This is a genomic window from Nocardia amamiensis NBRC 102102 (genome assembly GCF_001612745.1).
In the GTDB taxonomy this organism is placed as follows: Bacteria; Actinomycetota; Actinomycetes; order Mycobacteriales; family Mycobacteriaceae; genus Nocardia; species Nocardia amamiensis.
Genome location: NZ_BDBA01000003.1, coordinates 18190 through 43476 on the forward strand (window position 1 = coordinate 18190; position 25287 = coordinate 43476).

At 67.6% G+C, this 25287-nt stretch carries 23 protein-coding genes; 14 read left to right on the forward strand and 9 right to left on the reverse strand.

All coding sequences use genetic code 11. The annotated features are described in order from the left end of the window. Nucleotides 1-27: 27 nt before the first annotated feature. Nucleotides 28-1107, reverse strand: a complete 1080-nt coding sequence (locus NA4_RS00940) for a metallophosphoesterase (RefSeq protein ID WP_067462508.1) — start codon at nucleotides 1105-1107, stop codon at nucleotides 28-30. Between the two features lie 73 nt (nucleotides 1108-1180). Further along, the gene (gene recQ, locus NA4_RS00945) at nucleotides 1181-3055 is read right to left on the reverse strand and encodes a DNA helicase RecQ (RefSeq protein ID WP_245671022.1); all 1875 of its coding nucleotides are present in this window, start codon (nucleotides 3053-3055) and stop codon (nucleotides 1181-1183) included. A 196-nt stretch (nucleotides 3056-3251) separates the two neighbouring features. On the opposite strand from recQ, the gene NA4_RS00950 reads away from it, so the two are divergent. Then, nucleotides 3252-4220: a hypothetical protein gene (locus NA4_RS00950; protein ID WP_067462512.1), complete on the forward strand. Its 969-nt coding sequence runs from the start codon at nucleotides 3252-3254 to the stop codon at nucleotides 4218-4220. A 188-nt stretch (nucleotides 4221-4408) separates the two neighbouring features. Here the strand turns inward: NA4_RS00950 and hisN are convergent, their stop codons facing one another. Together hisN and NA4_RS00960 are read right to left on the reverse strand one after the other, a co-directional pair. Further along, nucleotides 4409-5194 carry a histidinol-phosphatase gene (gene hisN / locus NA4_RS00955; protein ID WP_067462352.1) on the reverse strand — a complete coding sequence of 262 codons (786 nt, stop codon included), beginning with the start codon at nucleotides 5192-5194 and terminating at the stop codon, nucleotides 4409-4411. Between the two features lie 226 nt (nucleotides 5195-5420). After that, nucleotides 5421-6014, reverse strand: coding sequence for an NADPH-dependent FMN reductase (locus NA4_RS00960; RefSeq protein WP_067462354.1), 594 nt, complete (start codon nucleotides 6012-6014; stop codon nucleotides 5421-5423). 303 nt (nucleotides 6015-6317) lie between these two features. On the opposite strand from NA4_RS00960, the gene NA4_RS00965 reads away from it, so the two are divergent. The 6 genes from NA4_RS00965 to ftsX all read left to right on the forward strand — a co-directional run bounded on the left by NA4_RS00965 (nucleotide 6318) and on the right by ftsX (nucleotide 11531). After that, entirely contained in the window at nucleotides 6318-7178 is an 861-nt protein-coding gene (locus NA4_RS00965; protein ID WP_067462356.1) for a helix-turn-helix transcriptional regulator, read from the forward strand. Nucleotides 7179-7734: 556 nt separating this feature from the next. Further along, nucleotides 7735-8850 carry a peptide chain release factor 2 gene (prfB, locus tag NA4_RS00970; RefSeq protein WP_067462515.1) on the forward strand — a complete coding sequence of 372 codons (1116 nt, stop codon included), beginning with the start codon at nucleotides 7735-7737 and terminating at the stop codon, nucleotides 8848-8850. Beyond that, nucleotides 8851-9711 (forward strand): mechanosensitive ion channel family protein, encoded by an 861-nt coding sequence (locus NA4_RS00975; RefSeq protein ID WP_067462358.1) that lies wholly within the window; start codon nucleotides 8851-8853, stop codon nucleotides 9709-9711. It begins immediately after the preceding gene. A 16-nt stretch (nucleotides 9712-9727) separates the two neighbouring features. Then, the gene (locus tag NA4_RS43190) at nucleotides 9728-9853 is read left to right on the forward strand and encodes a hypothetical protein (protein ID WP_281179961.1); all 126 of its coding nucleotides are present in this window, start codon (nucleotides 9728-9730) and stop codon (nucleotides 9851-9853) included. Between the two features lie 83 nt (nucleotides 9854-9936). Continuing rightward, nucleotides 9937-10626, forward strand: coding sequence for a cell division ATP-binding protein FtsE (ftsE, locus tag NA4_RS00980; RefSeq protein ID WP_067462360.1), 690 nt, complete (start codon nucleotides 9937-9939; stop codon nucleotides 10624-10626). Then, a complete protein-coding gene (ftsX, locus tag NA4_RS00985; protein WP_067462364.1) occupies nucleotides 10626-11531 on the forward strand; it encodes a permease-like cell division protein FtsX in 906 nt (301 codons plus the stop codon). Before ftsE ends, ftsX begins: the two co-directional genes overlap by 1 nt. An 82-nt stretch (nucleotides 11532-11613) precedes the next feature. On the opposite strand, the gene NA4_RS00990 is transcribed toward ftsX, so the two are convergent. Beyond that, nucleotides 11614-12237 carry a Uma2 family endonuclease gene (locus tag NA4_RS00990; protein WP_067462367.1) on the reverse strand — a complete coding sequence of 208 codons (624 nt, stop codon included), beginning with the start codon at nucleotides 12235-12237 and terminating at the stop codon, nucleotides 11614-11616. A gap of 166 nt (nucleotides 12238-12403) precedes the next feature. Here NA4_RS00990 and NA4_RS00995 point away from each other — a divergent pair, with 166 nt between their 5' ends. Then, complete coding sequence (locus tag NA4_RS00995) at nucleotides 12404-13795, forward strand: acyl-CoA dehydrogenase family protein (RefSeq protein ID WP_373862747.1); 1392 nt, start codon at nucleotides 12404-12406, stop codon at nucleotides 13793-13795. A 32-nt stretch (nucleotides 13796-13827) separates the two neighbouring features. Further along, nucleotides 13828-15057, forward strand: coding sequence for an acyl-CoA dehydrogenase family protein (locus tag NA4_RS01000; RefSeq protein ID WP_067462370.1), 1230 nt, complete (start codon nucleotides 13828-13830; stop codon nucleotides 15055-15057). A gap of 391 nt (nucleotides 15058-15448) precedes the next feature. On the opposite strand, the gene NA4_RS01010 is transcribed toward NA4_RS01000, so the two are convergent. Then, nucleotides 15449-16039 (reverse strand): carboxymuconolactone decarboxylase family protein, encoded by a 591-nt coding sequence (locus tag NA4_RS01010; RefSeq protein ID WP_067462376.1) that lies wholly within the window; start codon nucleotides 16037-16039, stop codon nucleotides 15449-15451. Nucleotides 16040-16288: 249 nt separating this feature from the next. Between NA4_RS01010 and NA4_RS01015 the strand changes: the two genes are divergently transcribed. The 5 genes from NA4_RS01015 (at nucleotide 16289) to NA4_RS01035 (ending at nucleotide 23297) form a co-directional block, all read left to right on the forward strand. Further along, the gene (locus tag NA4_RS01015) at nucleotides 16289-17914 is read left to right on the forward strand and encodes an acyl-CoA synthetase (RefSeq protein WP_067462378.1); all 1626 of its coding nucleotides are present in this window, start codon (nucleotides 16289-16291) and stop codon (nucleotides 17912-17914) included. Nucleotides 17915-18123: 209 nt separating this feature from the next. Then, on the forward strand, nucleotides 18124-19782 hold the full coding sequence (locus NA4_RS01020; RefSeq protein WP_067462521.1) for an acyl-CoA synthetase: 1659 nt from the start codon (nucleotides 18124-18126) through the stop codon (nucleotides 19780-19782). Nucleotides 19783-20012: 230 nt separating this feature from the next. Next, nucleotides 20013-20573 (forward strand): hypothetical protein, encoded by a 561-nt coding sequence (locus NA4_RS01025; protein WP_245671023.1) that lies wholly within the window; start codon nucleotides 20013-20015, stop codon nucleotides 20571-20573. Between the two features lie 362 nt (nucleotides 20574-20935). Continuing rightward, nucleotides 20936-22399 carry a PepSY-associated TM helix domain-containing protein gene (locus NA4_RS01030; RefSeq protein ID WP_305793851.1) on the forward strand — a complete coding sequence of 488 codons (1464 nt, stop codon included), beginning with the start codon at nucleotides 20936-20938 and terminating at the stop codon, nucleotides 22397-22399. 100 nt (nucleotides 22400-22499) lie between these two features. Beyond that, the gene (locus NA4_RS01035) at nucleotides 22500-23297 is read left to right on the forward strand and encodes a DUF8020 domain-containing protein (RefSeq protein WP_067462383.1); all 798 of its coding nucleotides are present in this window, start codon (nucleotides 22500-22502) and stop codon (nucleotides 23295-23297) included. A 159-nt stretch (nucleotides 23298-23456) separates the two neighbouring features. Here NA4_RS01035 and NA4_RS01040 read toward each other — a convergent pair whose 3' ends face one another. From NA4_RS01040 to NA4_RS01050, 3 genes are all read right to left on the reverse strand, one after another. Then, complete coding sequence (locus NA4_RS01040; RefSeq protein WP_067462386.1) at nucleotides 23457-23987, reverse strand: class IV adenylate cyclase; 531 nt, start codon at nucleotides 23985-23987, stop codon at nucleotides 23457-23459. 195 nt (nucleotides 23988-24182) lie between these two features. Continuing rightward, nucleotides 24183-24596, reverse strand: coding sequence for an arsenate reductase ArsC (locus tag NA4_RS01045; protein WP_067462389.1), 414 nt, complete (start codon nucleotides 24594-24596; stop codon nucleotides 24183-24185). A 17-nt stretch (nucleotides 24597-24613) separates the two neighbouring features. Continuing rightward, on the reverse strand, nucleotides 24614-25285 hold the full coding sequence (locus NA4_RS01050) for an arsenate reductase ArsC (RefSeq protein WP_067462392.1): 672 nt from the start codon (nucleotides 25283-25285) through the stop codon (nucleotides 24614-24616). Nucleotides 25286-25287: the final 2 nt, after the last annotated feature.

The window sequence follows — 25287 nt, forward strand, 5'->3', positions numbered from 1 at the left end:
TCCCGCGCCGCGCAACACAGTTGGAACTCACGCCAGGCGGCGCCGGAAGGCCTCGGCGGAAGCGCCGGAAGCCAGGTCCACCGTGTGGACGCGCAGATCGACGGCATCCCCGGTCAGCTCGAGGACCATGAAACCCAGCTCGTGGAAGTTCTCGTACAGCGCGCCGAGGCCCGCGTTCGCGGCGATCCGTGGCTTGGCGCCGACCGTCTTCGCGGCGGCGCCGGACACGATCTGCCGGGTGCCCTTCGATGCCGCGGTCGGTTCCAGCACCTGCAGGGAATGGTCGTGCCCCGAGAGGATGAACTGGCACCTGCCGATCACGTGGTCCTCGATGAAGCGCTTCACGTGCACGCCGTTGATCGGCTCGATCGGCAGGCCCTCGTAGCAGCCCGCGCTGCCATGCGGCCCGTTGTTCAGGTACGGGTGGTGGGTGCAGGCGATCTTCCAGGTCGCGGGAGAGTCGGTGAGGGCGCGGTCCAGCCAGTCGCGCTGCTCATTCATGAACTGGCCGTCGACCGCCCAATAGGGCGAGAAGACCGGCGGCACGTAGGCGGCCAGCGGGTTGAGGTCGAGCACGAAGAACTCGACCACCGGATTCTGCTCCGGAATCCGCACCGAGTAGTAGCGGCTCGGCATCCACCAGCGCCGTGAGGTGGCGTGGTATTCCACCTCGATATTGCCGCGCAGCAGCCACCCGCCGTCACCACCGAGGACGGAACTGTTGTCGTGGTTGCCCAGTACCATCAGCCAGGGGAAATCCAGTCCGGCATTGGGGTTTTCGAACTTGTCGGCGAACTGCGCGTCGGCCGCGTCGCCAGGGCCGTGCTCGTAGATGTTGTCGCCGAGGCCAAGTGCCAGCGAAAACGGTTCGCGGCCGTGGAGCGCGCGCATCGCGTCGGCGACCGCCCACTGAGTCCGGGTTCCCGTGCCTGCGTCGCCGGTGACCAGCACCCGAACCCCGCGGTCGGTCGGGAAGGGGAACTTGGTGACGCCGTCGGCGACCGGTACGGCCCGGGCGGGCGTGCGGCCGACGAGCGTCGCGCCGGCCGCGAGGCTTGCCGCGCCGGCGAGAAATCCGCGCCGCCCGATCGTGTCGCTGTTACTCACGCTGTCCTCCACAGTGTTCCGCGCCCCGCCCGGCGACCATCCTCACCCATTCGTCAACTGTGCTTCCAGCGGCTCACGCCTCGGCGAGCACTTCGAGCACCTGCTCGCCGTACTTCGCGAGCTTGTTCTCGCCGACACCGCTGATCTTGCCGAGTTCGGCCATGTTCGCGGGCTTGCGTGCCGCGATCTCGCGCAGGGTGGCGTCATGAAAGACGACGTAGGCGGGGAATCCCTGTTCCTTGGCGGTCGCCGCACGCCATTCGCGCAGCTTCTCGAACAGCGGCAGGTCGGTGGGCGCCATTTCGGCGGCTACCGCCTTGGCGGCCTTCGCGGCGCGGGCGGGCGTGGCCACCCGCTCGGGTTCCCGGCGCAGCAGCACTTGGCGTCCGTCGAACAGCACCTCGCTGCTGGCCTCGGTGAGCGTGAGCACTCCGTAGTCGCCGTGTACGGCCAGCAGGCCGCCGGCGAGCAATTGCCGGACCACGCCGCGCCATTCCGTATCGCGCAAGTCGGTGCCGACACCGAAGACCTTCAGCTCGTGGTGGTCGTACTGCAGGACCTTCGGGTTCTTCTTGCCGAGCAGGATGTCCACGATGTGGCCGGCGCCGAACCTCTGGCCGCGTTCGCGCTCGAGCCGCAGCACCGCCGACAGCAGCTTCTGCGCGGCCACGGTACCGTCCCAAGATTGTGGCGGAGACAGGCAGGTATCGCAGTTCCCGCAGGGCAGGCCGGGCTCGCCGAAGTAGGCCAGCAGCTGGGTGCGGCGGCAGCTCACCGTCTCACACAGCGCCAGCATCGCGTCCAGGTGCAGTTGGAGCTGGCGGCGGTGTGCGGCGTCGCCCTCGGAGGCATCGATCAGTTTGCGCTGCTGCACCACGTCGCTGAGTCCGTAGACCATCCATGCGGTCGAGGGCAGCCCGTCCCGGCCGGCGCGACCGGTCTCCTGGTAGTAGCCCTCGACAGACTTGGGCAGGTCGAGGTGGGCCACGAAGCGGACGTCGGGCTTGTCGATGCCCATGCCGAAGGCGATGGTCGCCACGACGACCAGGCCGTCTTCGCGCAGGAACCGCGACTGGTTCGTCGCACGGGTGCGATTGTCCAGGCCCGCGTGGTACGGCACCGCGGTGACGCCGTTCTCGGTGAGGAAGGCGGCGGTCTTCTCGACCGAGTTGCGCGAGAGGCAGTAGACGATGCCCGCGTCCCCCGGATATTCGGTGCGGATGAATTCCAGCAGCTGCCGCTCGGGGCGGTTCTTCGGCTCGATTCGGTACTGGATGTTGGGCCGGTCGAAGCTGGACACGAAGCGGCGGGCGGCGCCGAGGTCGAGGCGCTGGATGATCTCGTCCCGCGTCTTCTCGGTGGCGGTCGCGGTGAGGGCGATCCGCGGCACGTCGGGCCACCGCTCGTGCAGTATGGACAGGCCGAGGTAATCGGGCCGGAAGTCGTGGCCCCACTGGGAAACGCAATGCGCTTCGTCGATGGCGAACAGTGCGACTTTGCCCCGATCCAGCAGTTGCGCGGTGGATTCCAGGCGCAACCGCTCCGGTGCCAGGTACAGCAGATCGAGTTCGCCCGCGACGAATTGCGCCTCCACCATGCGGCGCTCGTCGGGGTACTGAGTGGAGTTGAGGAAGCCCGCACGCACGCCCAGCGCACTGAGCGCGTCCACCTGGTCCTGCATGAGCGCGATCAGCGGCGAGATCACCACGCCGACGCCAGGGCGTATCAGGGCGGGCACCTGATAGCACAGTGACTTGCCGCCGCCGGTCGGCATGAGCACCAGCGCGTCCCCGCCTGCGACCACGTGCTCCACGATGGCACGCTGGTCGCCGCGGAAGCTGTCGTAGCCGAAGACTCGACGTAGCACCTGTTGCGCCGCAACGGATCCGGCGTCCGTACCGGACGCGTTGTCGATCGCTACAGCCGCGAAATCATCGGGGGAAGTCACCCGGCCCATCCTACGAGCGCTCGGCCCCGGCGGTACCGGCATGGTTCGGCGTTCACCCCGGTCGAACGCCGAGTTCCACACATGGGGATAACTGAATTCGGCTCACCCGAACACAACGCGCTGACGTGGGCTTTTCCAGTACTGCCCGGAAATCGCCGACCTTCCTGATCCGTACCACGCTGTTATGTTGTCGCTCATGGCAACAGGGATACGAAACCGGGCGCGAGCGGCACTGCTCATCGCCGCCGTCGTCGCCGGAGTCGCCGCCGCGATGCCGACAGCGCAGGCGGAGACTTTTCCCGCGATGTGTTCCGACGGGTGGGAAGCCACCACCGTGGTCGAGGGTGTCGGCAATCTGGAGAACCTCGATGCCGACGGGCACGGCGGCTTCTACGTCACCGGTCTCATGGACGGGTACCTCGCGCATATAGACCGCGCCGGACGGATGGAGAAGCTGGTAACCGATCTGCACCGACCCGCGGGTGTGCGCGTCGCGGGGCGGTACGTCTACTTCCTCACCGGTGACGGACTCAGCGAGCCGCCGGGCACGCTGCAGCGGTACGACACCGAATCCGGCGCGGTGAGCGTTCTGCTGACCGGGCTGAACGGCCCGAACGGCCTGCTGTTGCTGCCAGACGGCAGCCTGTTGTTCACCACCATCGGACTTGCCGGTCCGAACGGAATATCGCGCTACTGGCCCGAGACGAACGAGTACGAGCGGGACTGGTCGAGTCTGCCCCCGTCCAACGGCATCGCGCTGGCCGCCGATGGCAAGTCGGTCTACGTCGACACCATGACGCTACAGATCCTGCGCGTTCCCCTGGACGATCCCGCCCGCCCCGGTCTCGTCTCGGGCATACCAGAGCTGGTCGCACTGCCCGACGACATGGAGGCCACCCGCGCAGGCACGCTCTTCGTCGCCGATCACATCCTCGGCGCCGTCTACCAGGTGGATACCGCCACCGGCGCCACCTGCGCGATCATCACCGGTCTGATCAAACCCGGCCCCTTCCGCAATCCGCCCGACGGCGCCACATCGGTGCGCATCGACCGCGACGGGGACTCCTGGGCGCTGTTCGTCACCAGCATGGACGGCACCCTGCGCCGCCTGCGGCCACCTACCGGAGTCGATCTCACCCCGGCGACGCCCCGCCGGGGCGCATAGGCGTACCTCCGCCTTCGCTCCGGCCGTGCGCGGGCTAAGGACGGACTACGTCCGACAGCGCCCACCATGCGTACCTCCAGCCCCCACTCCGGCCGTGCGCGGGCTAAGGACGGACTACGTCCGACAGCGCCCACCATGCGTACCTCCAGCCCCCACTCCGGCCATGCGCGGGCTATCGGGGACGGCGATCAGTCGCGAAGACGGTGCAGGACCTCGTCGTGGAGCAAGCCGTTGGTGGCGACGGCATCGCCGCCGTGCGGGCCCGGTGTGCCGTCCAGGGAGGAGAAGCGACCACCTGCTTCCCGGACGAGGATGTCCAGGGCGGCCAAATCCCACAGGGATACTTCCGGTTCGGTGGCGATGTCGACGGCGCCCTCGGCGAGCAGGCAGTAGCTGAAGAAATCGCCATAACCGCGGACGCGCCACACCTCGTCGGTCAGCGCCAGGAATCCTTCGCGCAGGCCGCGGTCATGCCATCCGGACAAGCTGGAGAACGCCAGGCTGGCCGAGCCCAGCTCCCCGACGGCGGAGACCGAAATCTCCTTGGCCGGCTGCGCTTCGAAGCTCGCCCACGCCCCCGAGCCCGCGGCCGCCCACCAGCGTCGGACCAGCGCGGGCGCGCTCACCACGCCGACGACCGGCTCCCCGTCGACCAGCAGCGCGATCAGCGTCGCCCAGATCGGCACGCCGCGCACGAAGTTCTTGGTGCCGTCGATGGGATCGACCACCCACTGCCGTCCGCTGAATGCGGCGGCGCCGCCGAATTCCTCACCGAGCACCGAATCCGCCGGCCTGGCCTCGGACAGCACCTGCCGAATCGCCTTCTCCACGGCCAGATCGGCGTCCGACACCGGGGTCAGGTCCGGCTTGGCGTCGACCTTCAGGTCGAGCGCACCGAAGCGAGCCCGGGTGATGGCGTCGGCCGTGTCGGCCAGCCGCAGGGCGAGTTCGAGGTCGGAGGAGTACACAGCCACGCCCCGCACCCTATCGGCTGGGTACTCCACCCCAACCGCCGTCCCGGGAGGGATCGCCTCCGGGACGGCCGGGTTCAACCCAGCCTCCAGCACATCACCCCGGCTGCTCCGCACCGGCCGACAGACGCGTCGGAAACCGCACCTCCGCGCGATGGCCAGGGTGTTGTGGGGAGTGCTGCGGTGACCGAGCGTGCGAACCATGCCACCAGATGCGGCTGCGGAGCGCTCACGCCACCGGCAGTGACCTGGCCGCGGTCAACGCGCTTGCCCACCAGTGCAACTGGTCGAGCATCGCCGCAGCGGCGGCCGCGGGCTCGTCGGGTTCCAGCAACCGGCCTTCGCCGTCGAAGAGCAGGTAGTAGCGCGGGAACGAGACGTAATTGCGCACCGTGTGCGCGTTGAGTTCATTGAAGATCTGGCGCAGGTGCTCGATGGCGAGCAGGCCGCCGCTGGCTCCGCTGTAGCCGACGAAACCGATCGCTTTGGCGTCCCACTGGGTGAAATGCCAGTCGATGGCGGCCTTCAGCGAAGCGGGGACACTGCGGTTGTAGTCCGGCGTGACGATGACGAAAGCGTCGGCCGCCGTGAGCCGGCGGGTGAGATCGGTCATACCCGCAGGGCGCTGCGGGTCCGGATCCAGCGCCGGTGGGTCCGCGGGCAGTTCCAGTGGAAGCTGCGCCTCGGCCAGATCGATGACGTCCACTTCGAACAATCCGTGCCGCCGGGCCTGCTCGGTGAACCAGGTAGCCACAACGGGTCCGAAGCGTCCCTCCCGGACACTGCCGATGATCACCGCGAGCTTCAGTGGGGCGTTGGACATGCTTTTCCTCCTCGGAAGATCTCCCAGCGACCCTGATCGGCCGCTGATCCCAATCTCCGGCTCGCCGCCAGGCCGAGGGAGACCGCCGCAAGGGTGGTAGTGGCAGGGACACCCTCCGGCCGTTTTGCCTTGTTAGGTTCGTCAACGTGAGGGAGCATCAGCGAGCGAACCGAACACAGCGCGCCTTCGCGCACGACGCAGCCGAGCGCCAGCGAGGCGAGTTGTGAGGGAGCGTCAGCGAGCGAACCGACAACACAGCGCGCCTTCGCGCACGACGGAGCCGAGCGCCGGCGAGGCGGAGTCGTGAGCGATAACGAGCTCGGCCTCTTCCTGCGCACCCGCCGCGAGGCCGTCACGCCCGCTCAGGTCGGCCTGCCCACCGGACCGCGGCGGCGCACCCCCGGATTGCGCCGCGCCGAACTGGCCATGCTGGCCGGTGTGAGCGTGGAGTACGTGACCCGTCTCGAGCAGGGCCGCGACCGTCATCCGTCGCCGCCGGTGCTGTCCGCGCTGGCCGACGCGCTGCGGCTGAGCCCCGCCGAGCGCATCCACCTGCACCGGTTGAGCAAGTCCGTCGACAGCGGGTTCAGCTGCATGGGCGACGCGCAGCCGCTACGGGACGTGCGGCCAACGGTGCGCGCGATCCTGGACCGTCTCGAACCCGCGCCCGCCGTGGTGGTCAACCGCCTCACCGAAGTACTCGCCTACACCGACGGCTACCACCGGCTGATGGCGCCGACCGGCCTCTTCGCCGGGCCCGACACCCCGCCCAACCTGGCGCGTTCGGTGTTCTGCTGCGCAGACGCCCGGACCTGCTACGCGGACTGGGATCACGTCGCCGATGAGACGGTCGCCACGTTGAAACAAGGCCCGTTCCGCGCGGACCCGCATATCGCCGCGCTCGCGGACGAGCTCACCGTCACCATCGGTCCCGCGTTCACCGACCGCGTTGCCACCGTGCCCAGCTTGGCCGCCGCCACCGGCATCACCCGGCTCGCCCATCCCGATGCCGGTCCGCTCCGCCTTGCCTACGAAGTCCTCGATCTTTCCGCCGATGACGACCAGCAGGTGATCGTCTATCTCCCGGCGGACGACGCCACCGCCAGCGCGCTCGACGCCCTCACCGGTCGCCGCCCTGGCGCACTCCGCGCCGTCTCGGGCTGACCGAGCGACATCCCTCTGGTAAGCACCACAGCGACGGCTTCGGTCGGTCGCCGAGCGAACCACCGCAGTAATCATTCCGCACTGAGACGGCGATGACGCACCGCACAACGGTCCACCTTCCCGCCCAGGTCCTGCCTGCTACACCCTGCACCGAACTGATAGCTGGCTCACATCACGCCGAGCGATACCGCCGCTTACAGGAGGTGTCGCCGGACTACCGAGCCCAGTGGAGTTCGGCAATGTGCTCATCGCCAAGTGAACCCGGACGACTGGTGCCCGCAACGCTGCTCAGCGCACCCGGCCGACCACCACGCTCTGCACGCCGAATTCCAAACAGCAACTGCGCCAAGCGCGGCCGAGGTTTAGGGTAGGAAACCATGAGGCGTCCAGCACACCGCACCCGTGCGGTGCCAGGTGAGGGACGAGCGCAGCACCTCCCGGCGATCTGCCCGCTCAGACCGCCATCGAGGCCGCTCAGCCGTGCCGGTGCCCTGCCGTGTCATTCCGCGCGCACTCGTGTGCTGCGCCCGTCGAGGGGCAGCTAGGCTTGACGATCGTGCATCCTGACGTTTCCGCTGATCTCGCCGAACTCGACGCCACGCTCAAGACGGTCGAATCGGTCCTCGACATCGACGAGCTACGCCGTCGTATCGACGAGCTCGAGCACCAGGCCGCCGACCCCGACCTGTGGAACGACCAGGACCACGCGCAGCGGGTCACCAGTGAGCTCTCGCACGCCCAAGGTGAGCTGCGCCGGGTCGAGGAGCTGCGCCAGCGCCTGGACGACCTGCCGGTGCTCTACGAGCTGGCCGAGGAGGAAGAGGGCGAGGCCAAGGCCACCGCGATCGCCGAGGCCGACGCCGAGCGCGCCGCGCTGCACGGTGACGTGGAGGCGATGGAGGTCCGCACGCTGCTGTCGGGTGAATACGACAAGCGCGACGCGCTGGTGAACATCCGTTCCGGCGCGGGCGGCGTGGACGCCGCCGACTGGGCCGAGATGCTGATGCGCATGTACATCCGCTGGGCCGACCGGCACAAGTACGGGGTCGAGGTCTACGACACCTCCTACGCCGAAGAGGCGGGCATCAAGAGCGCCACCTTCGCGGTGAAGTCGCCATACGCCTACGGCACCTTGTCGGTGGAGATGGGCACGCACCGCCTGGTCCGGATCAGCCCGTTCGACAACCAGGGCCGTCGCCAGACCTCCTTCGCCGAGGTCGAGGTGCTACCCGTGGTGGAGACCACCGACCACATCGAGGTGCCCGAGACGGAGATCCGCGTCGACGTGTACCGCTCGTCGGGTCCTGGCGGCCAGAGCGTCAACACCACCGACTCCGCGGTCCGTATCACCCACATTCCCACCGGCATCGTGGTCACCTGCCAGAACGAGAAATCCCAGCTGCAGAACAAGATCTCGGCCATGCGCGTGCTGCAGGCCAAGCTCTTGGAGCGCAAGCGGCAGGAGGAGCGCGCCGAGATGGACGCGCTGAAGACCAACGAGGGCGCGTCCTGGGGCAATCAGATGCGCTCCTACGTGCTGCACCCGTACCAGATGGTCAAGGATCTGCGGACGAACCACGAGGTCAACAATCCGTCGGCGGTGCTCGACGGCGACATCGACGGGTTCATCGAGTCCGGTATCCGCTGGCGAATGCGAGAGCAGGCGAGCTAGATGAATGTCGCTGGAATCCAGGCGATCGCCTCCACCGGTTTCACTACGTGGCTACGCGGTTCGGGCCTGGAGATCGTGCTGCTCATTCTCGGGGCTGTGCTGTTCAGCCGGTTCGCCACGTATGTCAGGGACCGGATCACCCGCAAGATCGACGCCGGATTCCACGGCGGCGATGCGCTGGTGCGCACCGAGGCGGCCAAACATCGTCATGCGCTGGCCCAGGTGATCACGTGGGTGGTGCTGACCATCGTCTACGTGCTGATCACCATGGAGGTGCTGCGGCGGCTCGGCTTCGCCGTCACCGGCCTGGTCGCGCCCGCCGCGGTGCTCGGCGCCGCGCTCGGCTTCGGCGCGCAGCGCATCGTGCAGGACATCCTCGCCGGGTTCTTCCTGATCACCGAGCGGCAGTACGGATTCGGCGATGTGGTCCGCATCGCGGTGACTGGAGCCGCGGAGCAGGCCGAGGGTACGGTCGAGGACGTCACGCTGCGGATCACCACGTTGCGCAACGCGGACGGTGAGGTGATCACCGTGCCCAACGGCCAGATCGTGAAAGTCACGAATCTGTCGAAGGATTGGGCGCGCGCCGCGATCGACGTGCCGGTGGCCGCGAGCGCTGACATCACCAGGGTCAACGAGATCCTGCACGAGGTCGGTACAAAGGCGTACGCGGACGGTCGTCTGAAGCCACTGCTGCTGGACGAGCCCACTGTCATGGGTGTCGAAGACCTCACCGTAGACCAGATGAACATCCGAATGGTTGCCCGCACGTTGCCGGGCAAACAATTCGAAGTCGGACGCGAACTGCGGGTGCGGATTGCCGCAGCCTTGCGCCGGGAGGGAATCAGTGAGACCGCGTAGATCGACGGCGATCCTCATGGCCAGTTGGGTCGCCACCTTCGTGCTGTACGTATTCGTCAAACCAGAGGAAACGACCACCGTGCCGACCACGCTGGTCAACGCCATTCCGGCGGCGGTGCTATCCGATCAGCCGAGCCCCTGATCCGAGCGGACCGACCGCCGCCACGCTGTCACCCACGGTTGACGACACCGGCCGCGCGCGGTTGCTGGTTACACTGGCTCCCCGTGATCACCATGCGGAACGTGACCAAGTCGTATCCGACCTCGACGCGACCCGCGCTGGACAACATCACCGTCGATGTGGGCAAGGGCGAGTTCGTCTTCATCATCGGACCGTCCGGCTCGGGTAAGTCGACCTTCATGCGGTTGCTGCTCAAAGAGGAGTCCCCCACCTCCGGCGAGATCCGGGTCGCCGACTTCCGGGTGGACCGGTTGCCGGGCCGCAAAGTGCCCAAACTGCGCCAGCGCATGGGATGCGTCTTCCAGGACTTCCGGCTGCTGCAGCAGAAGACGGTCTACGAGAACGTGGCGTTCGCGCTGGAGGTGATCGGCAAACGACGCCAGTTCATCCACCGCACGGTCCCCGAGGTGCTCGACATGGTTGGCCTCGGAGGTAAGGCCGACCGGCTGCCGAGCGAGCTTTCCGGCGGCGAACAGCAGCGTGTGGCGATCGCGCGCGCGTTCGTGAACCGGCCGCTGGTGCTGCTGGCCGATGAACCGACCGGCAACCTCGATCCCGACACCAGCGCCGACATCATGATGCTGCTGGAGCGGATCAACCGCATCGGTACCACGGTGGTGATGGCCACCCACGACAACCACATCGTCGACGCGATGCGCAGGCGGGTGGTGGAGCTCGATCGCGGCCGCTTGGTGCGCGACGAGGCGACCGGAGTCTACGGGGTGGGCCGGTAATGCGTGCGAGTTTCCTTTTCGGCGAGGTCTCGGCTGGTCTGCGCCGCAATGTCACGATGACCATCGCGATGATCCTGACCACCGCGGTCTCGCTCACCATGCTCGGTGGCGGTCTGCTCGCGGTGCGCATCGCGGACAAGACCGAGCAGTACTTCCTGGACCGCCTCGAGGTGCGGCTGTATCTCACCGAGGACGTCTCGGCCAACGACCCGGACTGCTCGCAGGACCCGTGCCGAGCGCTGATGGCCGATCTGAAGGCGACCGGCGGCGTGGAATCGGTCCAGTTCCTCAACCGGGACGAGGCGATCCGCGAGGCCAAGGAGAAGACCTTCAAAGACCAGCCCGAGCTGGCCAAGTACGTCAGCGAGACGCCGCTGCCCGCGTCGCTGCGCGTGAAGATGAAGAACGCGCAGCTGTATCCGACGATCTACGAGAAGTTCTACGATCGGCCCGGCGTCGGCATGGTGCGCAACGACAAGGACATCGTGGACCGGCTGGTCAGCCTGTTCGACGGATTGCGCAACGCGGCATTCGGCCTGGCCGTGCTGCAAGCGCTGGCCGCGTTGCTGCTGATCGCGAACATGGTGCAGATCGCCGCGTTCACCCGGCGCACCGAGGTCGGCATCATGCGGTTGGTCGGCGCCACGCGCTGGTACACCCAGCTGCCGTTCCTGCTCGAGGCGGTAGCCGCGGCGCTGGCCGGTTCGGTGCTCGCGATGCTCGGCCTGCTGGCCGCCCGCCCACTGGTGATCGACCGCGCGCTCGGCGACCTGTTCGCCAGCAAGGTCTTCCCACGCATCACCGGCGAGGACATCGCGACGACCGCGCTGGTCATCGCCCCGGTCGGCATCGTGTTCGCCGCACTGACGGCCTACGGAACGTTGCGGTACTACGTCCGGGAATGATCTCTTGGCCGGAGGTCGCTGTTCAACCAGCTCGGCCCGTCCAGGTAGCGAAGGCAGTTTGCCGCCCGGACTGCCAGGTGCGTCACAGCACCAAGTCGGTCAGCTGGTTCCAGTCGAGTTCGATCCGGATCGGTAGATCTACGGCAAACGCTGTGCCGGGCTTCAGGACGCGGGCAAGTCGGTAGTGTCCGACGCTGTGGTCGAGGCCATGGGTCTCGATCGAGGTCACGTCGCTATCCGACACGCTGACCAGCCAGTACCAGGGGATGCCAGCGGCGGCGTACTCGCCCATCTTCTCGAGCCGGTCGGTTTTGACATGGCTGGGCGAGATGACCTCGACGGCGATCTTCAGATGCCGCGCTGGCACCGGTCGGACATCCGCCGGTACACATTCGAACAGCGCGACGTCGGGACGTCGAATGGTCGCTCGGGGCACCTCCCAGAGCACCACATCGAAATCGTGGTTGGCGTCAAGGCACGCCGAAGGGTCTTCGCCCATGTAATCGCGGGCCGCCGTCTCCAGCATCGCGAGCAGCCGGTGGACCGCTTTCTGGTGTGCCCGGGTCGGTGATTCGCAGCGAACCGCATCGCCGTTCACCACCTCCACCAGGCGGCAGAACTCATCGGGGAGCTCGCGCCAGATGTCGACCGTGATCGGCTCGGGCTGGACGTTGTCCGGTCGGGCCCAGTCGAAGATCGCTGACATGAGTCGGATTCTAGCTGCGGCAATGCAATCGGCCGCTCATGTCGGCGTTGCCCGCCGATCCGCCGCATATTCTGCATCTCGACGCCTTTCTTACTCTGAAGTAAGATAGCCTTACTCAAGAGTAAGATTGCTGGGAACAGACCGCACCACCCCGAGAAACAGGTAGATGATGAGCACTCGAGACAGCGCAACGAAGCGACGTCCTGACACGTCCGCGGTCGGCCTGAACCAACCCAAGCGGGATTGGATGGGCGCGGCGATGCGAGTCATGACGACCATCACCGGGTCGGAACTGGCCGAGAAGTACAACCTGCGCAAGCCGATCCAGCGCGTCACCTACGAGGGCACCAAGACCGGCTTCCGCACGCTCGGCGCCGCGACCCGCGCGTTCGCCACGGTCGCAGGCACCGGAGCGCCCAAGCGCCTGGCGGCGAACGAGGCGAAGAACAAGAACTATTTCGACCTCACCCCGACCGACGAGCAGCAGATGATCGTCGAGACGGTGCAGGAATTCGCCGCCGAGATCCTGCGCCCGGCCGCCTACGAGGCCGACAACGCCGCCAAGGCGCCGCGCGATCTGCTGGAGCGGGCCGCCGAGCTCGGCATCACCCTGATCAACGTGCCGGAGGAGCTCGAGGGCGCTGCCGCCGAGCGCGGCGCGGTCACCAACTCGATGGTCGCCGAGGCGCTGGCGCACGGCGACATGGGCCTGGCGCTGCCCATCCTGGCGCCGAGCGGCGTCGCGGTCGCGCTCGCGCAGTGGGGCAGCGATGCGCAGCAGAAGACCTACCTGCCGTCGTTCACCGGGGAGAACGTGCCGCAGGCTTCGGTCGTGATCAGCGAGCCGCGCGCCCTGTTCGACCCGTTCGCGCTGCAGACGAAGGCGGTGCGCTCGCCCAGCGGCTACCGGATCTCGGGCGTGAAGTCCCTGGTACCCGCCGCTGCCGACGCCGAACTGTTCCTGGTCGCCGCCGAGCTGGACGGCCGTCCCGCGCTGTTCATCGTCGAGTCCGACGCACCCGGCCTGGTCGTCGAGGCCGACCCGAGCATGGGGCTGCGCGCGGCTGGGCTGGGCCGGGTGATCCTGGACAACGTCGCGGTCGGCGCGGACGCCATCCTGGGCGATGGTGACGCCAAGTCCCGCGCCGAGGACTACGCCGACGCGGTGCGCCTGGCCCGCCTGGGGTGGGCCTCGCTCGCCGCAGGCACCGGACAGGCCGTGCTGGACTACGTGATCCCGTATGTGAACGAGCGCGAAGCGTTCGGCGAGCCGATCTCGCACCGCCAGGCAGTGGCGTTCATGGTCGCCAACATCGCGATCGAACTCGACGGCCTGCGGCTGGTGACCCTGCGTGGCGCCTCCCGCGCGGAGCAGGGCCTGTCCTTCGGCCGGGAGGCCGCGCTGGCCCGCAAGCTCGCCGCCGACAAGGGCATGCAGATCGGCCTGGACGGCGTGCAGCTGCTCGGCGGCCACGGCTACACCAAGGAACACCCGGTCGAGCGCTGGTACCGCGACCTGCGGGCCATCGGCGTCGCCGAAGGTGTCGTGCTCGTCTAACCGGCCCGTTCCGTTTTCAGGAGACCTCACCCATGATCAACCTCGAACTCCCCAAGAAGCTGCGGGCCAGCGCGAACCAGGCCCATCAGGTCGCCAAGGAGATCTTCCGCCCGATCTCGCGCAAGTACGACCTCGGCGAGCACGACTACCCCGTCGAGCTGGACACCATGGCCGCCATGGTCGAAGGTCTGGCCGATTCCGGCACCCAGAAGATCGGCGGCGCGGCCGGTGGCCGCGCGGCGGACAGCGAGAGCGACCGCCACGCCACCGAACTGCTCGGGAACACCAACGGCGGCAATATGTCCGCGCTGCTCAACGCGCTGGAGACCTCGTGGGGCGACGTCGGCCTCATGCTGTCGATCCCCTACCAGGGCCTGGGCAACGCGGCGATCGCGGCCGTCGCCACCGACGAGCAGCTCGAGCGCTTCGGCAAGGTGTGGGCCTCGATGGCGATCACCGAGCCGTCCTTCGGCTCCGACTCCGCCGCCGTGTCCACCACCGCTGTGCTCGACGGCGACGAGTGGGTGCTCAACGGCGAGAAGATCTTCGTCACCGCGGGCCAGCGCTCGACCCACATCGTGGTCTGGGCCACGCTCGACAAGAGCGTCGGCCGCGCGGCGATCAAGTCGTTCGTCGTGCCGCGCGACGCCCCGGGTCTGTCGGTGGCGCGGCTCGAACACAAGCTCGGCATCAAGGCCTCCGACACCGCGGTGCTGCTGCTGCAGGACTGCCGGATTCCGAAGGACAACATCCTCGGCAGCCCGGAAGTCAACGTGGAGAAGGGTTTCGCCGGGGTCATGCAGACCTTCGACAACACCCGCCCCCTGGTGGCCGCGATGGCGGTCGGAGTCGCCCGCGCCGCGCTCGAGGAGCTGCGCTCGATCCTGACCGCTGCGGGCGTCGAGATCTCCTACGACACCCCGGCGAACAACCAGCACGCCGCCGCGGCCGAGTTCCTGCGGATGGAAGCCGATTACGAGGCCGCCTACCTGCTCGCCCTGCGCGCGGCATGGATGGCCGACAACAAGAAGCCCAACTCGCTCGAGGCGTCCATGTCAAAGGCGAAGGCGGGCCGCACCGGCACCGACATCACCCTGAAAGCCGTGGAACTGGCCGGCGCGGTCGGTTACTCGCAGCGCACGCTGCTGGAGAAGTGGGGCCGCGACTCGAAGATCCTCGACATTTTCGAAGGCACCCAGCAGATCCAGCAACTCATCGTGGCGCGGCGTGTCCTGGGCAAGACCAGCGCCGAGCTGAAGTGACGCTGAATTAGACAGTGGGACAATGCGATCCGGTGCGGTGTTCGACTCGCACCGGATCTCTGTCACGGCCACGATCCGGAGCTACCCGGGGTTATCACGGCAGGTCACCGGTCTTCAGATGGACGCGGGCGGCGACCGCCCCCAGACCACGGTGGACGCAGGCGGTCCGAATGCGGAGAGCATCAACCGGATTTCGTGCTCGCGCGACTATGGACCTCGAGCCGCATGCTCCGTAGCCTTCGCACACATGTGGAGCATCGTCGTCATCGCCATTGTCAGCTGCATTGTGATCGCAGCGGGATTCGCCAAGGGGCTGCCCTGAGGCCGATTGCAGCAGTCCGCGGCGGGCTCGCGGCGGCCGATTCGAGGCACCGGCCGCCCGCGTAACCAATTACCGGTCGCCCTCACCAGCGCCCGGCGCCGCTCCCGCGGCAACGTACCCGGCGGTGGCGAGCAGCTGGCCGATCTGCTCATAGGTGGCCCGCTCGCGTGGCGCGAGCGTCGCGAGGCCGTCCACGTAGCGGTTGAACATGCAGAACGCGGCGGCGACCAGGACCGCGTCGTGGATGTCCTCGTCTTTGGCGCCCGCCGCGCGAGCGTTCTCGACATCGTCCGGGGTGACGTCGAGGCCCGACTGGCGCACCTTGTCCGCGATCCGGAGCAGCGCGCGCAGTTTCGGATCGATGGCCGCGGACTCCACGTCCTCGATGACGGCGTCGATCGCGTCGCGACCGCCCTCCACCAGCACCGCCGCGGTCGCCGCGTGCGACTGTGTGCAGAAGTAGGTCTTGTTACGCGAGGACACGAACGCGGCGATGGTTTCCCGCTCCCCCGGGCTGAGCGGCGAGGACCCGCGCAGCAGAGTCTGCGCGAATTCGCTCAGCGCCGCCCCGGTTTCGGGTTTGAAGGCGAACAGACCCCGAATACCGGGCAGATCGCCGGGGACATCGATGAATGGTTCACGGTCCCTCTGGTCGGACATTGGCCGCGTCTCCCTTCGAGCGGTCTCGAGCCGTTGCGAGAGTAGCGCGCCCGCCCGGCGACACAGGACAAAAAGGACAGAATCGAGTCCGTGACCCACCGTCCACGAAATCCGTAACCCGCCTGGGACCGATTTGTCTGATTTCGCTGTGACCTGTCACACTCCGCACTGCTACGGTGGCGGACAACACGCCGTACTGGTTCGCTAGGTCGAGTACCGACGCGAGGGTTTTGTGGAGGTTTTTTCGACATGAAAATGGCGCACACGCTGGAGTTCGTGAAGGCGTTAGGGGTGCTGCGCACTGCGGGCGTCAGTGATCCCAAGAAGCCGCTGGAGACGCTGCGGACGATGAAGGAGTCGAAGATCCTCGGCCCGCAGGCGACGCTGATCCGGCACTCCGCGCGAGTGGCACCGGACGCGCCGGCCATCGCCGACGAGGCGGGCACATTGTCGTACCGCGAGGTCGACGAGCAGTCGACCGCGATCGCCCGTGGGCTGCTTGCCGCGGGCATCACCGAGGGCACGGTGATCGGTGTCCTGGCGCGCGACCACCGCGGCCTGATCCTGTCCATGGCCGCCGCGGGCAAACTCGGCGTCCGGGTGGCGCTGATGAACACCGGATTCGCCAAACCGCAGTTCGCCGAGGTGTGCGCGCGCGAGAACGTCAAGGCGGTGCTGCACGACAGCGAATTCCTCGGCCTGCTCGACGCCCTGCCCGCCGACATGCCGCGCTACCTCACCTGGGTCGACGAGGGCGCCGCACTGCCCGCGGGCGCGCAGACGCTCGACGACCTGGCCGCGGCCAACTCGACCGAGCCGCTGCCCGCGCCGAGCAAGCCCGGCGGCTTCATCATCCTGACCAGCGGCACCACCGGCCTGCCGAAGGGCGCGCCGCGTACCAAGGTCACCCCGCTGTCCACGGCGCAGTTCGTGGACCGCATCCCCTTCCCGCAGCGCGGCACCATGATGATCGTGTCGCCGATCTTCCACAGCACCGGTCTGGCCACCTGGCTGGTCGGCACGGCCCTGGCCAACAAAGTGGTGATGCGCCGCCGCTTCGACGCCGAGGCCACGCTGAAGGCGATCGCCGACCACCAGGTCGACATGCTGGTTGCGGTGCCGACCATGCTGCACCGGATGACCGAACTGGATCCGGCGATCCGGGCGAAGTACGACACCTCCTCGCTGAAGGTGATCATGCTGGCCGGTTCGGCGCTGTCGCCCGAGCTCACGATCAAGGCCACCGAGGCATTCGGACCGGTTCTCTACAACCTCTACGGCTCCACCGAATGCGCGGTCGCGACCGTGGCCAACCCGGAGGACCTCGCCCTGGCACCCGGCACCGTCGGACGCCCGCCGATCACCTGCGAGGTGCGGCTCTTCGACGACAACGACCAGCAGGTCACCGCGATCAACACCACCGCGCGCATCTTCATCCGCAGCGGCGCACCGTTCGAGGGCTACACCGACGGCCGCACCAAGCAGGTCATCGACGGCTTCATGTCCAGCGGCGACGTCGGCCATTTCGACGAGAACGGCCTGCTCATGGTGGACGGCCGCGACGACGACATGATCGTCTCCGGCGGCGAGAACGTCTTCCCGCAGGAGGTGGAGAACCTGCTGCTGGAGCGGCCCGACGTCTTCGACGTCGCGGTGGTCGGCGTGGACGACGTGGAATTCGGCAAGCGACTGCGCGCCTTCGTCGTCCCGGAGCCGGGCCACACGCCCGACGGCGAGGAGATCAAGTCCTACGTCAAGAACAACCTGGCGCGCTACAAGGTGCCGCGTGAGGTGGTCTTCCTCGACGACCTGCCGCGCAACGCGACCGGCAAGCTGCTGCGCCGCGTGCTGGTGGACTACGAGGTCAAGGCCTGATCGACGGATAGGCGCGGTGGGATGGCGTCAGCCGTTCCACCGCCCAGCGCCGCAGATCGAACACAGGCCGTTACCCGCGGGTAGGAATCCGTGAGATACATGACACTTTCGGTCACAGGAGCTTGCTACTGTTAGCGGCAGCACTGGCCCTCGAAATTGCGGCCCGCACCACTCGGATGACCGCCGGGTGCGCCGCCGGAAGGTTGTCGATGTCTCTCTCCCTGCCCCCACTGGCCGATACTGCCCGCAAGGCGGGTGACCTGGCCCTTGGCGTGAACGTGATGGTGAAGCGGCGGTTGTTCAATCCGCTGCGCCCGGACCATGCGGCGCGCTCGGCGCGCAACGTGCTGAAATTCGGGCCGTTCGCCGGGGTCGTCATGCACGCCGCGCAGACCAGGCCGCACGCCGCGGCCATCGTCGACGAGCGCGGCGAGCTGACCTTCGGCGAGCTCAACGAGCAGTCCAACGCCTTCGCCCGAGGGTTGCAGGCCCAAGGCATCAATCCCGGTGACGTGGTGGCGATCCTCGCCCGTGACCACCGCGGCATGGTGCTGAGCATGCTGGCCACCGGCAAGCTCGGCGTGCGCGCGGTGCTGATGAACACCGGTTTCGCCAAACCGCAATTCGCCGACGTGGCCGAGCGCGAACACGTGAAAGCGGTGCTGCACGACAGCGAGTTCGTCGACCTGATGAGCGCCATCCCCGCCGCGATCCCGCGCATCCTCACCTGGGTCGACGAGGCCGACAATGTCGATCCGTCGATTCCGACCATCGAGACGCTCAGCACGGGCGGCTCCACCGCGCCGCTGCCCCCGCCTGCCAAGCCGGGCGGCATGGTCATCCTGACCAGCGGCACCACCGGAACTCCGAAGGGCGCACCTCGCGACCGGGTGAGCCCGTTCGCCTCCGCCCAGTTCCTCGACCGGGTGCCGCTGCCCAACAACGGCACCATGCTCATGGCGGCGCCGATCTTCCACGGCACCGGACTCTCCCAGTTCACCCTGGGTCTCGCCCTGGGCAACCGGGTGATCTTCCAGCAGCGCCGGTTCAACCCCGAGCAGACCCTGGCCAATATCGCCCGGTTCAAGGCGGATTCGCTGGTGGTGGTGCCCACCATGCTGCAGCGCATCCTGGATCTGGACGAGGACGTGCTGGCAAAGTACGACGTGAGCAGCATCAAGGTGATCTTCGCGGCGGGCTCGGCAATCCCGCCGGACGTGGTGACCCGCGCGCTGGACCACTTCAACGACAGCCTCTACAACCTCTACGGCTCCACCGAATGCGCCGTCATGACCGTCGCGACTCCCGAGGACATGCGCAAGGCGCCGACCACCGCGGGCAAGCCCCCGGTCGGCATCCGGATCGTGCTGCTGGACGAGAACCGCAAGCCGATCACGCAGCCGAACGTCACCGGAACCATCTTCGTGGACAACGGCTTCGCCTTCACCGGCTACACCGACGGCCGCACCAAGGAGATGGTCGACGGCATGATGTCCAGCGGTGACGTCGGACATTTCGACGCCGACGGCCTGCTCTACATCGACGGACGCGACGACGACATGATCGTCTCCGGCGGCGAGAACGTCTTCCCGCTCGAAGTGGAGAACCTCATCGCGGGCCGCGACGACATCTTCGAAGCCGCGGTGGTCGGCGTGGACGACCGCGAGTTCGGCAAGCGGCTGCGCGCCGTCGTCGTGCCCGGCCCCGACTCCAAACGCGACCCGCAGGAGATCAAGGACTACGTCCGGGCGAACCTGGCCCGCTACAAGGTCCCGCGTGAGGTGATCTTCCTCGACGAGCTGCCCCGCAACGCGACCGGCAAGCTGCTGCGCAAGCCGCTGATCGAGATGGAGGTCGACGCGGGCTGATCGGTTCGTGTCGCGAGGAGCGGCGGCGCGGCGTCCGCGTCGCCGCGCCTGCCGATAACTCTGTGCGTCCGCGACAACGACACGTACAACATCGCCGCGGGCCGTCCGACCGCACTTCATCGAGCCCGCTGGGCGCCGATGCCGATCTTCGACCGGTAGCCGGAGCGCTGTCGGTGACCTGACGACCCTATGTCGAGGATTGTGTGCAAGCAGTCGGCTATCATCAGCGGGTGATCGAGATCGACCGGCCTGCCGCGGGACGACGCGGCGCCGTCGCGCGAGTGCGCGGTGGTTCGGCCGGTGCGATCTCCGGCGCGATCTCCGTTGCGGCACATGGGTGGGCGTCCGGCGGAATGCCGCCCGATACCACCACGCTGGCGCTGCTCGCCGCCGCCTCCGCCGTGGTCGGCGCCTTGGTGGCCGGTCTGGCCCCGCTGCGCGAGTCCTCGGCCGGGCTGGTCGCGGCGCTCGTGGCCGGGCAGCTCCTGGGTCACTTCACCATGGGCATCAACTCGGGACACATGCATCACGGTGATGCCCAGCTGACCCCGACCATGCTCACCGCACACCTGTTCGCGGCGCTCGTGGCCTCCGTCGTGATCCGTGGTGCGGAGGCCGCGTACCAGGCCGGTACGGCGGTGCTGTGCCGCGTTCTGCCGGTGCGCCACATTCCGCCCGTGGTCGCGGATCGGGCTCCGCTGCGTACGGACCACCGCGACCGCGTCATCCTGCGTGTGTTTACCGCGGAATCGCTGCGCACGCGCGGTCCGCCGCTTCCGGTCGCTCTCTGATCTTTCCCATCCCCGGTGCAACGAGCGCCGTGGGCTGAGCGTTGCTCATGCTCACGGTCTTTCACCGTGCAGCACAGCGTCATCCGCACCCCGTGCCCATCCCTGGGCGTGCGGGGGACGTAGTTGCGCGGGTTCGCACGGCAATTCCACGTACCCCTGCGATACAGCGCCTCCGCAAGGTGAGCGCACCTGCCGTACACCTCGGCCAACACGTTGGTCGCCGAACGCAGTTCGCGACGCGAACATCGGCCGTGTGCGAGGTACGCGCTGTCCGCCATCGGCAGAGCACTTCATTGCGCATCGGCCACCAGGACAGCGGCCTGCTTCCCGCCCGGGTTCCCGACCTCAGAAACGAAACGACCGTGAGTTCAACCGAAATAACCACTTCCGACGACTTACCGGTGGCGTCGGACGCCCCCGCCGCCACCCGCCGGTCCACGCGCAACGGCCTCTACGCGCTCACCATGCGGCTGCACTTCTACGCAGGTGTGTTCGTCGGACCGTTCATCCTGATCGCGGCCCTCACCGGCGCGCTCTACGCGATCTCGCCGACACTCGAGTCGATCACGTCGCGCGACCTGCTGACGGTCACGCAGACCGGAACACCGAAGCCGCTCCAGGAGCAGGTCAGTGCCGCCGTCGCCACCCAGCCGGACTTGCAGCTGGTGGCGGTCGCCCCGGCACCGGGCCCACAGGACACCACCCGAGTGCTGTTCAGCGACCCCTCGCTGGGCGAGTCCGAGCGGCGGGCGGTGTTCGTCAACCCTTACACCGCAGTTCCGGTCGGCGATTCCGTCGTCTACGGCAGCTCGGGAGCACTGCCGATGCGCACCTGGATCGACAAACTGCACCGGGACCTGCACCTGGGCGAGCCAGGCCGGATCTACAGCGAACTCGCCGCATCCTGGCTGTGGATCGTTGGCCTGGCCGGTCTGGTCATCTGGGTGCGCCGCGTACGCAGCCGGCGCGCGCGCAACGGCTGGGGTTGGCTGTTCGCGGCCGATCGGTCGCAACGCGCGCGCGGGCGCACGCTGAATTGGCACGGTGCGGTGGGCATGTGGGTACTGCCGCTGGCGCTGCTGCTGTCGGTCACCGGCATGACCTGGTCGACATACGCGGGTGAGAACATCGCTGAGCTGCGTAAGCAGTTGAGCTGGACGACACCGGCAGTCAGCACTGCCCTGCCTGGAAGCACTGCGCCCAAGCATGATTCGGGTTCCGATCATCACCGGGGCGGCCATGTCGAGCACACGCCCGCCGACCCGGCCGACCGGATCGCCCAGCTGGATCGGGTGTTCGCGACCGCCCGCGCCGAGGGCATCGCCCAAGCGGCCGAGGTCGCGATCCCGGCCGCACCCGGGAAGGCATTCGCGGTGAAGGAACGCCGGATGCCCGGCACCTACACCGTCGACGCCGTCGCGGTCGACGGCGCTACCGGCACGGTCACCGATCGCCTCGCCTACGCCGACTGGCCGCTGATGGCCAAGCTCACCAATTGGGGCATCCAGTTCCACATGGGTCTGATGTTCGGACTGTTCAACCAGCTGTTGCTGCTCGCGGCGATGATCGGCCTGATCACCGTGATCGTGCGCGGCTACCTCCTGTGGTGGCGCAGGCGACCGACTCGCGACGCGGGACGGTTCGCCATGGGCCGGGCTCCGCGGCGCGGCGCGTTGCGCCAGAGCTCGCCGTGGCTGGCCGTTCCGCTGTTGGGCGCAGCGCTGGTGGTCGGCTGGTTCGTCCCGCTGGTCGGGTTGAGCCTGCTCGCCTTCCTCGCCGTCGACATCCTGCTCGGCCTCGTCGGACGGCTGCGCGCCACCTCGTAGTTCACACATCCACCGGGCGAAGGCCCGTTCCTTCTACGACCTACCAAACGTCATAGGTATGGCCGTCGTACAGCCATGCCTCGAAAACCAAGGACTTCCAATGCAGATCACGAAACTAGCCCTGGCCGCCGCGTTCACCACCGCCGCGGTGAGCATTGCCGCGGGGACGAGCTCCGCCGCTCCCGCTCCCGTCGACGCCACGTCCGTCGAGGTTGCGTCCGGCGAAGGCGCGTCCACGGAGGCTGATCCCGGCGAGGCCGATTCCGCCAAGGCCGAAGCCGTCGGCTTCACCGCCTACGCCACCGAAACCTCCAGCGTCATCACCACCGACGCCGGTTCGCTGGTGGTCGAGGACCACACGCTGAAGATCAAAGCCGCAGACGGCACCGTCATCGCGGGAACGCCCCTGACCTTCCGTATCGATGACTTCGAATTCCCCATCGCCGCACAGATTTCCGACCGCACCGCCACACTGACCCCGCAGTTCGACATGGCGCACGCCACCTACAAGCCGGTCGCCCTCCCCTTCGAGGACAAGGCCCCCTGGAAGACCGAATACGACCGCGAACAGGCCGCCTGGTCCCGCATGACCAGCACCATCGGCATGGGCGCCTCCATCGGCACCCTGGTCGGCGGCATCGGCGGCGCCTCGGTCGGCTGCATCCTCGGCGGCATCGCCGGAGCCACCATTGCCGCCGCCACCATCGCAGGCATGTTCGGCCCGTTCATCCCGGCCGCCGCCGTCGGCTGCCTCGGCGGCATCGTCGCGATCGGCGCCCTGGGCACGCTCGCCGGTCAGATCCTGGTCACCGCCCCGGTCGCCATCGGCGCGGCAATCCAGTACTTCACCACAGTCAACTCGCCCATGCCGAGCAAGCCGGCCGAACCGCAGAAGTAGTGGAGTGCCCCGGCTGGCAGCCGGGGCTATCTCACACACCAATAGGCCTCGGTACCGAGACAGCACTGTCTCGGGCCGGCCATGCCTACGGGGCCCAGGCAATGGTCGGACCCAGGGTTCTGCAGGTCCGGCTCTCGCGATGAGGACCGGGAGACGCGTTCAGAACCGTAGTTCGCGGACGGTGTTGAGGTCGATGCCGTGCCTGGCGTAGATCTTGATCGTGTTCTCGCCGGTGAGGTCGGCTTCGCTGTATCCGAGCAGTTCGGCTATGCGGATCACTTCATCCTTGGTCGCGGCTTCGATCTCCAGGTACGGCGGGATCCGCGGCCAGGTGTCGATCTCGACCTGTGCGCCATCGAGTGCGAAGCTGATCCGCTTGGTTTCCTGGTAGGACTTCGCGGTGAAGCCCAGCATTTCGAGCAGGGCGTTGGTGGCGGTGAAGTCGTCGACGCTCACCTCGACTTCGTGGGTGCCGTCGATGGCGTCGCTGGTGATCTGCTTGACGGCGAGGGTGGTTCCGTCTCCATTGTCACGCAGCCTGATCCATTTCGACTCATCGCCGGGCGCGATGTCGTATACGTAGCGGCGCATGAACCGTTCACCCAATTTGCGGCCGCCCTTGTTCAGGATGTGCCGTTCGATGGTGTCGGGGTCGATGCCGAGGATCTTGGCTTCGTGCTCGATGGGCACTCTTGGCTCCTAGTCAGGTTGGTCGGTGGGCTGAATCTATCCGGCACGCCGGGTGGCGAGCCGCAGATCCACGATCCACGGATGGGGACTGACGGGGGCTTGCCGCCGGAGATCGGGGAACGTTTGCGCGCACCAGGCAGACAGCCGGGGTTCCCGCTGGCTGAGTTGGCGGTGCGGATATCGCGCGGACGGCGATCAGAGGCCGGACTGGACGCCGAGGTCGGCAAGCAAGCCGCGCACGCGTTGTTCGATCTCGTCGCGGATCGGGCGGACCGCTTCGAGGCCCTGGCCCGCCGGGTCATCGAGTTTCCAGTCCAGATACTGCTTTCCGGGGAAGTAGGGGCAGGCGTCCCCGCATCCCATCGTGATCACCACATCGGATGCTTGCACTGCCTCGGTGGTGAGCACCTTGGGGACTTCTGCGGACATATCGATGCCGATCTCCCGCATCGCCTCGACCGCAATCGGATTGATCTGATCGGCTGGGGCGGAGCCTGCCGAACGGACCTCGACGCGGTCGCCGGAGAGGTGGGTGAGGAAGGCTGCGGCCATTTGGGAGCGGCCCGCGTTGTGGACACAGACGAATAGGACGCTGGGCTTGGAAACCATTGGTGGTGGGTGGCCTTTCAGGGCGCGGGGGCGTCGAGTTCGGTGAGCAAGGCGCGGACGCGGGTTTCGATGAGGTCGCGGATCGAGCGGACGACCTCTAGCGGCTGGTTGTCCGGATCGGTCAGCTCCCAGTTCTCGTAGCGGCGTCCGGGGTAGATGGGGCAGGCGTCGCCGCAACCCATGGTGACGATGACGTCGGCGGCTCGCAGGATTTCCTCGGTCCAGGGTTTGGGATATTCGCGCGCGATGTCGATGCCGAGCTCGGCCATCGCCTCGATGGCGACGGGGTTGATCTCCTCGCCGGGCTCGGAGCCGCCGGACCACGCGATCGCGGCGTCGCCGGCGAGGTGGTTGAAGAAGCCGAGCGCCATTTGGGAGCGACCGGCATTGTGCGTGCACAGGAACAGCACGGTCGGTTTGCCGGTCACCGCCTTGCCCTCGACCTTCGCCAGTGCTTGGAGACGCTGCCGGGCGAACCGCTCCGCCAGCAACGGCAGGAAGGTGAGAACGGTTGCGCGGGCGGCGAATTGGTCGTAGCTGGAGTAGAGAAAGCGTTCGATGGTTTCGACGCCGAAGGTGTCGGCGAACTCGGACTGCAACCGGGTGGCGGCGGTCTTCAAGGCAACTTGCTGATCGATCGTGAGGGTATTGCGCAGGTGCTCGATGGGTGCGAGCGGGCTGTCTGTCATCA

What these genes read in the sequence shown, in the direction of transcription:
- NA4_RS01020 (WP_067462521.1), top strand. Translation starts at nt 18,124, where the DNA reads ATGTCTCTCTCCCTGCCCCCACTGGCCGATACTGCCCGCAAGGCGGGT.
- NA4_RS00995 (WP_373862747.1), top strand. Translation starts at nt 12,404, where the DNA reads ATGATGAGCACTCGAGACAGCGCAACGAAGCGACGTCCTGACACGTCC.
- NA4_RS00975 (WP_067462358.1), top strand. Translation starts at nt 8,851, where the DNA reads ATGAATGTCGCTGGAATCCAGGCGATCGCCTCCACCGGTTTCACTACG.
- NA4_RS01010 (WP_067462376.1), bottom strand. Translation starts at nt 16,039, where the DNA reads ATGTCCGACCAGAGGGACCGTGAACCATTCATCGATGTCCCCGGCGAT.
- NA4_RS01050 (WP_067462392.1), bottom strand. Translation starts at nt 25,285, where the DNA reads ATGACAGACAGCCCGCTCGCACCCATCGAGCACCTGCGCAATACCCTC.
- NA4_RS01045 (WP_067462389.1), bottom strand. Translation starts at nt 24,596, where the DNA reads ATGGTTTCCAAGCCCAGCGTCCTATTCGTCTGTGTCCACAACGCGGGC.
- NA4_RS01015 (WP_067462378.1), top strand. Translation starts at nt 16,289, where the DNA reads ATGAAAATGGCGCACACGCTGGAGTTCGTGAAGGCGTTAGGGGTGCTG.
- NA4_RS43190 (WP_281179961.1), top strand. Translation starts at nt 9,728, where the DNA reads ATGGCCAGTTGGGTCGCCACCTTCGTGCTGTACGTATTCGTCAAACCA.
- NA4_RS00950 (WP_067462512.1), top strand. Translation starts at nt 3,252, where the DNA reads ATGGCAACAGGGATACGAAACCGGGCGCGAGCGGCACTGCTCATCGCC.
- ftsX (WP_067462364.1), top strand. Translation starts at nt 10,626, where the DNA reads ATGCGTGCGAGTTTCCTTTTCGGCGAGGTCTCGGCTGGTCTGCGCCGC.
- NA4_RS00990 (WP_067462367.1), bottom strand. Translation starts at nt 12,237, where the DNA reads ATGTCAGCGATCTTCGACTGGGCCCGACCGGACAACGTCCAGCCCGAG.
- NA4_RS00960 (WP_067462354.1), bottom strand. Translation starts at nt 6,014, where the DNA reads ATGTCCAACGCCCCACTGAAGCTCGCGGTGATCATCGGCAGTGTCCGG.
- NA4_RS01035 (WP_067462383.1), top strand. Translation starts at nt 22,500, where the DNA reads ATGCAGATCACGAAACTAGCCCTGGCCGCCGCGTTCACCACCGCCGCG.
- NA4_RS01000 (WP_067462370.1), top strand. Translation starts at nt 13,828, where the DNA reads ATGATCAACCTCGAACTCCCCAAGAAGCTGCGGGCCAGCGCGAACCAG.